Below are 8,754 nucleotides of genomic sequence, written 5' to 3'. Positions count from 1 at the left end.
ATCATTCTTGTTAAAGGTTACGGCGCAAAGATATGGCGGCTAACAACTTATGTCAAGGCGGAAAATAGAATGGTTACCAATATGTCTGAAAATCTTTGTTCTCTGTTTCTTACTACTTGTTTTAATGGTTGTACATTGCAAAACTAAGAAACATTTTTTAGAATTGAAAGAATCTTATCAGAAAATATGACCGGACTGCTTTAATATTTACTAATGAATACTCATTTCAATACACCTGTGATGATATTTATTCATATAGTTGATGCATTTTTTGAATAGTTGCTCCAATTTGAATTCTGAACCATTGAGGCTTCAAGACTTCTACAAAATCTCCATGTGATAAGATGGCTTGGCAGAAATCATAAGTAGGGCGCAATCTATAATTAAAAATGGAATAGTTGCTGTGTGTTTCACTTTCTTTTTGAGAATGGTGCAACGGGAGAGAACGGAAGTATTTGCATTGATTTCCATATACTTTTATGCTGATTTTTTCTACGTCATATTCTTCATCAACAATAACCCCGAAGCTATTATCGAAGTAGACTTTAGGGTTAAAAGTTTGAGGATACTCGAACGGTAAGTCTGTTTGTTCCATTTCGAGTATCCGATCAAGAGAGTAGATCAATACTTTGTCATAATACGGACTTCTTGCTGCCACATACCAACGTTGTTTGAAGGTCTTTATACAATAAGGTTCAATTTGAAATGTACATGATTTATCCTGCCAATGGCCTTGGTATGTTATTTCCAACGTTATATGATTATCAATAGCTTCAATGATTGGTATCAGATACTGTTCTCCTGAAGGATATTCTTCCAGTAGTATTTTATCTCTTAATTTATGGTTTTCGTTAAGGACTGTATTGACTGCAAATATATTTAACAGCCATTTTCTGAGTCCTTCTTTTTTAAGTTCTTCGGTGTTTTCTATATAATAATTGCATCCGTTGTGTCTATCGCATTCTATGTTAATGTCGAATAGTTCTTCAATGGCTTTCCGGTGATTGTGAAAAGTTCTATTTGGGATTTTCTCTCCGTTACTCATTTCACACCGCAGCCATTTACGGTTAATTTCATCTAATGTTATTGTTCCAGCCCGATAGATTGTATCTACTAACCAGAGATATTTATTAAAAAGATCTTTTGCCATAAAGAAATTAGTCTATCCGTTTTATATTAACGTTGCAAAGATCAGAATACTATGTGCCAAAACAAGGCACAATCTATATTTATTTCTTTTTCCACTCCTGATAGGAAATCAGCAGCCCCACTACTTCCGAGTAGTTCTGCCGTCCGCTTTCTATCTTATTCCCTTTCAGATAAAGATCGTATATCCAATCCTGCACAGCACCGACCACAGGGCTATACTTGGCAGCCCAATACGCCTGGTTATTCTTAGCCAATTCGATAATTTCCGGTCGGATGCGTTTAAACAGTCGGGTGTATTCTTCTTCCGGTAGTAATCTTTGCGCATTTCCCAATACATGTCCCAATATAGAAAAATATCCGGAAAAACGGATTCCCATCGCTTCTGAACGGGTGCAAACCTGATAAGCATAGAAATTAGCTTCCGCTTCGCTGGTGATACCTAATAAATGGGCTAGTTCGTGAGCATAAGTGGCCGGATAATTAACGGGAAGCAAATCTCCGTTGAGTGTAAACTCGCAGAAGAAAGGCCCCATGCTACCCGTTACCCCTACCATCGAAATGAAGGGAGTGAATAACATTGTTTTTACTCTCGGATGCTCGTGTGGAGGGCGATGTACGCCCAGACTATCACTTAACTGATGATAGATTCGCACAGTTTCCTCTCGTATCAAATCTTGATTGATACTATTGACAGGAGTATACGAGCGGTTCAGTTGAGTAATATAATCATCTACGAATTCTTGGAAAATCTCGGGAGTATAGGCGGTATACGGGATTTCTGTTCGTTGATAGAAATTTTTCTGCGAGTAGTTCAGGCCCCATGCCAGATAGAACCATACATAAATCCATAATAAGTATTCCCCGTCGCGCAATAAGATTTTCTTCCAAGGCAACTGCTTGCGGAGACGGGCATAAAAGGGATAAACAATCACGCCTGTGATGCTAAGGAAAATAAATAAATCCCCTATGGCAAAAGGAAATAAACCGGAAAAAAACGACAGGACGTAGGAGATAAGGGGATAGATTGTTTGAGAATAGATCGTTGCCAGAGCAGGAATCCATTGCGTTAGCCACACCAGGATTAATAATGCTCCTAAGGCTAAATATCTTACATTTGGCTTATTTTTCATCATTTGTATAAAATCAGTCAACAAAAATATGCATTTAATAAACGTTGCGCGAAAAAATACCTCTATATTTGCAAAAAATCTGTTAACAGTGACTTTGTGTACCTGCGTAATCAGAGAAAGTTATTCAACATAAACCGGATAAGATGGCTACATCAGAAGAAATAGAAAAGTATTGCAGGAATTGCGTGTCACGTGATTTTGTGAACGGAAAAGGACTCGTTTGTAAACGTACCGGAGAACTTCCCGCTTTTGAAGAAGAATGTGACAGTTTTGAGCAAGATAAGGAACTGGAAAGATTAGCGCCTCCCAAGCCGGAAGACTTTCCGGTATCCATGACAGAAGAGGAAATGCTTGCCGAAGAGAACCTGCCCAAAGGAGTATTGTGTGCAGTTGTCGCATGCATCGTTGGTGCGGTGGCATGGGGGCTGATCTCCGTTTCTACAGGTCGTCAGATTGGGTTTATGCCCATTGCTATCGGATTCATGGTAGGTTTTGCGATGCGGCAGGGCAAGGGAATACGTCCCATTTTTGGAATTATCGGTGCGGCATTATCTCTGGTTAGTTGCATCTTAGGTGATTTCTTGTCTATTATCGGATATATCTCCCAAGATTATGAAATGGGTTATTTTCAAGTCCTGGCAGGTGTAGACTATGGAGAGATATTCTCTATTCTGTTGAAAAATGTAATGTCGATGACTGCCCTGTTCTACGGATTCGCTCTTTATGAGGGATATAAATTCTCTTTCCGTGCACAGAAACACCCCGAGGGTGGTAAGATTTGAATTTAAATTATTAATTTTGCACCCGTTATTTTTAGAATATACATTATCATATACATAAAACAATATGGAATTAGCAAGTAAGTACAATCCCGCTGACGTGGAGGGAAAGTGGTACCAGTATTGGCTGGACCACAAATTATTCAGTTCAAAACCCGATGGCCGTGAACCTTACACCATCGTCATCCCGCCCCCGAACGTCACCGGTGTGTTACACATGGGACACATGCTTAATAATACCATCCAGGATATTTTAGTTCGTCGTGCCCGTATGGAAGGCAAGAATGCTTGCTGGGTGCCGGGAACTGACCACGCTTCTATTGCTACCGAAGCTAAAGTTGTAAACAAACTCGCTTCTCAAGGTATCAAGAAAACCGATCTATCTCGTGACGAATTCTTGAAACATGCCTGGGAATGGACAGACGAGCACGGTGGTATTATCCTGAAACAACTCCGTAAACTCGGCGCATCCTGCGATTGGGATCGTACTGCTTTCACTATGGATGAGAAACGTAGCGAAAGTGTAATCAAGGTATTTGTCGATCTGTTCGATAAAGGATTGATCTACCGGGGCGTCCGCATGGTAAACTGGGACCCGAAAGCCTTGACTGCCCTTTCTGACGAGGAAGTAATCTACAAGGAAGAACACGGAAAACTGTATTACCTTCGCTATAAAGTAGAAGGTGATCCGGAAGGTCGCTACGCGGTTGTTGCAACAACCCGTCCTGAAACAATTATGGGTGATACGGCTATGTGTATCAATCCGAACGACCCGAAGAACGAATGGCTGAAAGGAAAGAAAGTGATCGTTCCGCTGGTAAACCGTGTCATTCCTGTGATTGAGGATGATTATGTAGACATCGAATTCGGTACGGGTTGTCTGAAAGTAACCCCGGCCCATGATGTAAACGACTATATGCTGGGTGAAAAATACAACTTGCCTAGTATCGATATTTTCAATGACAACGGTACATTGAGCGAAGCTGCCGGTATGTATATCGGTATGGACCGTTTCGATGTTCGTAAACAAATAGAGAAAGACCTCGAAGCTGCCGGATTGCTCGAAAAAATAGAAGCCTATACTAATAAGGTAGGATATTCGGAACGTACCAACGTTGTGATCGAACCGAAATTGTCTATGCAATGGTTCCTCAAGATGCAACATTTTGCAGATATGGCATTGCCTCCGGTAATGAACGACGATCTGAAATTCTACCCTGCCAAATACAAGAATACCTACCGTCACTGGATGGAAAACATCAAAGACTGGTGTATCAGCCGTCAGTTGTGGTGGGGACATCGTATTCCTGCATACTTCCTGCCGGAAGGTGGTTATGTAGTAGCCGCTACTCCCGAGGAAGCTCTGGCAAAAGCAAAAGAAAAGACGGGTAATGCCGCCCTGACAATGGAAGACCTTCGTCAGGATGAAGATTGCCTGGACACTTGGTTCTCTTCCTGGTTGTGGCCTATCTCTTTGTTCGACGGAATCAACAACCCGGGCAACGAAGAAATCAAATACTACTATCCGACAAGCGACCTTGTGACAGGACCGGATATTATCTTTTTCTGGGTAGCCCGTATGATTATGGCAGGCTACGAATACGAGGGACAGATGCCGTTTAAAAACGTATACTTCACAGGAATCGTTCGTGATAAACAGGGACGTAAGATGTCTAAATCGCTCGGTAACTCTCCCGATCCATTGGAACTGATCGAAAAGTATGGTGCCGACGGTGTGCGTATGGGTATGATGCTTTCAGCTCCTGCCGGAAACGACATTCTTTTCGACGACGCCCTTTGCGAACAGGGACGTAACTTCTGCAACAAGATATGGAATGCTTTCCGTCTGATTAAAGGATGGACTAATGGCAAAAGTTCCATTCCGGTTCCACCCGAGGCTCATCTGGCTGTTCAATGGTTCGACCAGAGACTGGATGCAGCTGCGGTTGAAGTTGCCGATTTGTTCTCTAAATATCGTTTGAGCGAAGCATTGATGTTGGTTTACAAACTGTTCTGGGATGAGTTCTCTTCCTGGTTGCTGGAAATTGTGAAACCTGCTTATGGGCAGCCCATTAATGGCTTTATTTATAGTATGGTGCTTAGTTCTTTCGAACGTCTGCTCGAGTTGCTTCATCCTTTCATGCCGTTTATCACAGAAGAACTGTGGCAACAACTGCGTGAGCGCGAACCGGGTGCAAGTTTGATGGTTACTCTCATGAAAGAGCCTCTTGAGGTAAACGAGACATTCCTGCAAGAATTTGAATTGGCTAAGGAAATTATCAGCAATGTTCGCAGCATTCGTTTGCAGAAGAATATTGCTTTGAAGGAACAACTCGAATTGCAGGTTGTGGATAGTCATCCGGTAGAAAAAATGAATCCGGTGATTATCAAGATGTGTAACCTTTCTGCTATTAATGTAGTATTCAAAAAAGCAGAAGGTGCTGCTTCTTTCATGGTTGGAACGACAGAATTTGCCGTACCATTGATTGATATGATTGATATAGATGCGGAAATCACTCGTCTGTTGGCCGAACTTAAACATAAGGAAAGTTTCCTGCAAGGCATCGTGAAGAAATTGAGCAACGAGAAATTCGTGAACAATGCTCCGGCAGCCGTCATAGAACTTGAACGCAAGAAACAGGCGGATGCGGAAAGTATCATTCGTTCTTTGAAAGAAAGCCTTACTATCTTGTTGAAGAAATAACTCTTTGATACCTGGTTTTATATAATATAAGGCATCTCAATTAATTTTGAGATGCCTTTTTTTTGCGAAATGGAAATAAATACTACCTTTGCCGTAGCTATTATAGAACATCACAAATGAAACAAGTACTCCGAACCATCTCATTCTTAGGCTTATTCCTTTTTATAGAAGGATTCTTATTATCTGTGTCAGCCCGAACTGAAACAACAAATAAAGAAGTACTGGTTTTGAATTCCATTAATTTTAATCTGCCTTGGGCTAAAAATTTCTATTGGTGTATACACGATGCTCTTCAGAAGCAGGGGATATCTGCCAAAGCGGAATCTCTTTCCGTACCAGCTTTGGTGAATAAGATGGAAGCAGATGCCGTAGTCACCCATTTGCGTGAGAAATACCCGGTAGCTCCCGCTGCCATCGTCCTGATTGGAGATCCGGGATGGATTGTCTGCCGTGAACTGTTTGATGACGTATGGAAAGATGTTCCGGTAATAGTGACAAATGCCCGCGACCGCCTGCCTGCTTCTCTCGACGTTTTGCTGTCTCATGCTCCACTAACAGAAACCAATAGTGTCCCCGGTGAAGAATGGAGAAGAGGCTACAATCTGACACTTTTAAAGCAGCATTATTATGTGAAGGAAACAGTGGAACTGATTTATAAACTAATACCGGATATGCAACGTCTGGCATTTATTTCAGACGACAGATATATTAGTGAAGAAACCCGTAGAGATGTAAAGGAAGCCGTCGAAGAGAATTTTCCGGATTTACGTCTGGATCTGCTTTCTACCACTCAATTATCGACAGAAATGTTGCTGGATACCCTGCATAGTTATAAACCTAATACAGGGATTATTTACTATTCCTGGTTTGAGTCTCATAATGAAAATGATAACAACTACCTTTTCGACCACATACAGGAAATTATAACCAATTTTACTCCCTCACCTCTGTTTTTGCTATCTCCCGAAAATTTATCGAACAATACTTTCGCAGGAGGGTATTATGTATCGACGGAGTCTTTTTGCGATTCTTTGCTGGAAATCCTGAATCGTATATTGAATGGAGAACAAGCCCGCAATATTCCGGGTGGAGTGGGAGGGGAAGGAAATTCCTATCTTTGTTATCCTGTATTAAAGTCTTATAATATTCCGTCAAGTCGTTATCCCGACGATGCTGTATATATTGATAAACCTCAAACTTTTTTTCAGCAACACTATGTTAAGATTATTGCTAGTTCTGTTTTTCTATTACTTTTGATAGCTGCTATTGTCTATTATATTCGTATTCTTCGGAAAGCGTATAGCCGTTTGAGTGAAGCGGTGGAGAAAGCGGAGCAGGCTAATCAATTGAAATCTGCCTTTCTGGCGAACATGAGCCATGAAATACGTACTCCTTTGAACGCAATCGTGGGCTTTTCAAATATGCTTCCCCATACAGAAGATCCTGTCGAAATGCGCGAGTACGCAGATATCATCGAAACAAATACCGACTTGTTGCTCCAATTAATTAATGATATTCTGGATTTGTCGAAGATTGAAGCCGGAACATTTGATTTCTATCCTTCCTCGATCGATGTTAATCAGACAATGGAGGAAATTGAACAAAGTATGCGGTTACGTTTGAAAAACAGTGATGTTACCCTTGCATTTACCGAACGCTTGCCGGGTTGTCTTTTTTATATTGATAAGAATCGACTGATACAATTGCTTGCCAACTTTGTCAATAACGCTATCAAATTTACTCAAACAGGCACTATCTGTATGGGGTATCGTATGACAGACACCGATACTATTTATTTTTATGTATCAGATACCGGCTGTGGTATGTCAAACGAACAGTGTGAACATGTTTTCGAACGATTCGTAAAATATAACCCATTCATTCAAGGTACCGGCTTAGGACTTTCCATTTGTCGTACGATTGTTGAGCGTCTCGGGGGAAAAATAGGAGTAGATTCAGAAGAAGGTAAAGGATCTACTTTCTGGTTTACACTTCCTTATAGAAAGAGATGAAGTTAGTTAATAGATAAGTTACTGTCTCCTTATTGCAAACTTCCTTTTCCTTACTGCCAAAGTTGTTTTTGTCTAAGAGAAATCTATAAACGGAAGCTTTGTTTTTATAAATGAAACTTGCATTTATAAAAATGAAGGTTGCATTTATATAATTGGAACTTTCGTTTATAGTTTGTTTCAGGTCAAAGGGAACTTTTGCCTTAGAGGAACGTAAGTTTATCTTTAATACAACGTAAGTTGTCTATTAATACTTTAGCTGACAGGTAATAGCCAAATGGAATAATATTGATGGTTACTTATATGTTTTGTCTCTCTAGGGAAATAAGAGAGGTAGTAGTAACGGGAGGTAATCTTTCAAATCCACGCGCAGTTGCTTTAACGCTTGTTGAATACGGTAATCTATTGTTTTGGGCGATACCCCCAGTGTTTCTGCAATCTCCTTGTAACTCATATCCCGGAATCGGTGCATCACAAAAGCTTCCCGATAACTTTCAGGCAATGCCGCGACAGCATCTTCAATCCGTTTCGCAAGTTCTTCAATCTGGTAATAGTCCGTATCTTGCAGCATTTCCTGCATTTCTTCATAAAAGCGGGTATCCGCCCGTTGGGTGGCATCAATATGTGCAAGCTTGTTCAAAGCCCTGCGATACACCATCTTAAAAAGATAAGAATTAAGAGAGGACTCGATAACCAGTGTTTCCCGATTTTCCCAAATCCATAAAAGAGAATCCTCTACAATCTCTTCTGCATCTTCCAACTCGACAAACCGGTGACCATATGCGCACAGCATCGGATAATATCTCCGAAACAGTGTATCGAATGCTTTTTGATCTCCGCGTTGAACGGCTGATAATAGAAAATCATTGTCTGATTGATAAGTTCCTTTCATGTATTAGCTCCATAATTTAACTGCAAATATAGCTTTTTTAGATAGAAACAAAGATTTTTCTAAAAAAAATGGTTTTTAGTTTAGGAGTCTT

Annotated in this window: 6 protein-coding genes; 3 read left to right on the top strand and 3 right to left on the bottom strand. The window is 40.7% G+C overall.

Annotated features, from left to right (window positions below):
• Positions 1–247: 247 nt before the first annotated feature.
• Both KFO40_RS21105 and KFO40_RS21100 read right to left on the bottom strand, forming a co-directional pair.
• Positions 248–1,150, bottom strand: coding sequence for a helix-turn-helix transcriptional regulator (locus tag KFO40_RS21105; protein WP_117808970.1), 903 nt, complete (start codon positions 1,148–1,150; stop codon positions 248–250).
• Between the two features lie 79 nt (positions 1,151–1,229).
• Entirely contained in the window at positions 1,230–2,282 is a 1,053-nt protein-coding gene (locus KFO40_RS21100; RefSeq protein ID WP_117808969.1) for a DUF3810 domain-containing protein, read from the bottom strand.
• A gap of 140 nt (positions 2,283–2,422) precedes the next feature.
• On the opposite strand from KFO40_RS21100, the gene KFO40_RS21095 reads away from it, so the two are divergent.
• The 3 genes from KFO40_RS21095 (at position 2,423) to KFO40_RS21085 (ending at position 7,774) form a co-directional block, all read left to right on the top strand.
• A complete protein-coding gene (locus tag KFO40_RS21095; RefSeq protein WP_074909407.1) occupies positions 2,423–3,061 on the top strand; it encodes a hypothetical protein in 639 nt (212 codons plus the stop codon).
• A 64-nt stretch (positions 3,062–3,125) separates the two neighbouring features.
• Positions 3,126–5,762 carry a valine--tRNA ligase gene (locus KFO40_RS21090; RefSeq protein WP_134985802.1) on the top strand — a complete coding sequence of 879 codons (2,637 nt, stop codon included), beginning with the start codon at positions 3,126–3,128 and terminating at the stop codon, positions 5,760–5,762.
• A gap of 116 nt (positions 5,763–5,878) precedes the next feature.
• On the top strand, positions 5,879–7,774 hold the full coding sequence (locus KFO40_RS21085; RefSeq protein WP_009039704.1) for an ATP-binding protein: 1,896 nt from the start codon (positions 5,879–5,881) through the stop codon (positions 7,772–7,774).
• Positions 7,775–8,087: 313 nt separating this feature from the next.
• Here KFO40_RS21085 and KFO40_RS21080 read toward each other — a convergent pair whose 3' ends face one another.
• Entirely contained in the window at positions 8,088–8,663 is a 576-nt protein-coding gene (locus tag KFO40_RS21080) for an RNA polymerase sigma-70 factor (protein ID WP_004315857.1), read from the bottom strand.
• Between the last annotated feature and the right edge of the window lie 91 nt (positions 8,664–8,754).

Origin of the sequence: Bacteroides sp. 1001302B_160321_D4 (assembly GCF_015667765.1) — a bacterium.
In the GTDB taxonomy this organism is placed as follows: domain Bacteria; phylum Bacteroidota; class Bacteroidia; order Bacteroidales; family Bacteroidaceae; genus Bacteroides; species Bacteroides xylanisolvens.
The sequence above is the reverse complement of the archived record's forward strand: the minus strand, read 5'-3'. Positions and strand labels throughout refer to the sequence as shown.

Excerpts from the sequence above, each read along its gene's own strand:
- KFO40_RS21100 (WP_117808969.1), bottom strand. The coding sequence starts at position 2,282 with ATGATGAAAAATAAGCCAAATGTAAGATATTTAGCCTTAGGAGCATTA.
- KFO40_RS21105 (WP_117808970.1), bottom strand. The coding sequence starts at position 1,150 with ATGGCAAAAGATCTTTTTAATAAATATCTCTGGTTAGTAGATACAATC.
- KFO40_RS21080 (WP_004315857.1), bottom strand. The coding sequence starts at position 8,663 with ATGAAAGGAACTTATCAATCAGACAATGATTTTCTATTATCAGCCGTT.
- KFO40_RS21085 (WP_009039704.1), top strand. The coding sequence starts at position 5,879 with ATGAAACAAGTACTCCGAACCATCTCATTCTTAGGCTTATTCCTTTTT.
- KFO40_RS21090 (WP_134985802.1), top strand. The coding sequence starts at position 3,126 with ATGGAATTAGCAAGTAAGTACAATCCCGCTGACGTGGAGGGAAAGTGG.
- KFO40_RS21095 (WP_074909407.1), top strand. The coding sequence starts at position 2,423 with ATGGCTACATCAGAAGAAATAGAAAAGTATTGCAGGAATTGCGTGTCA.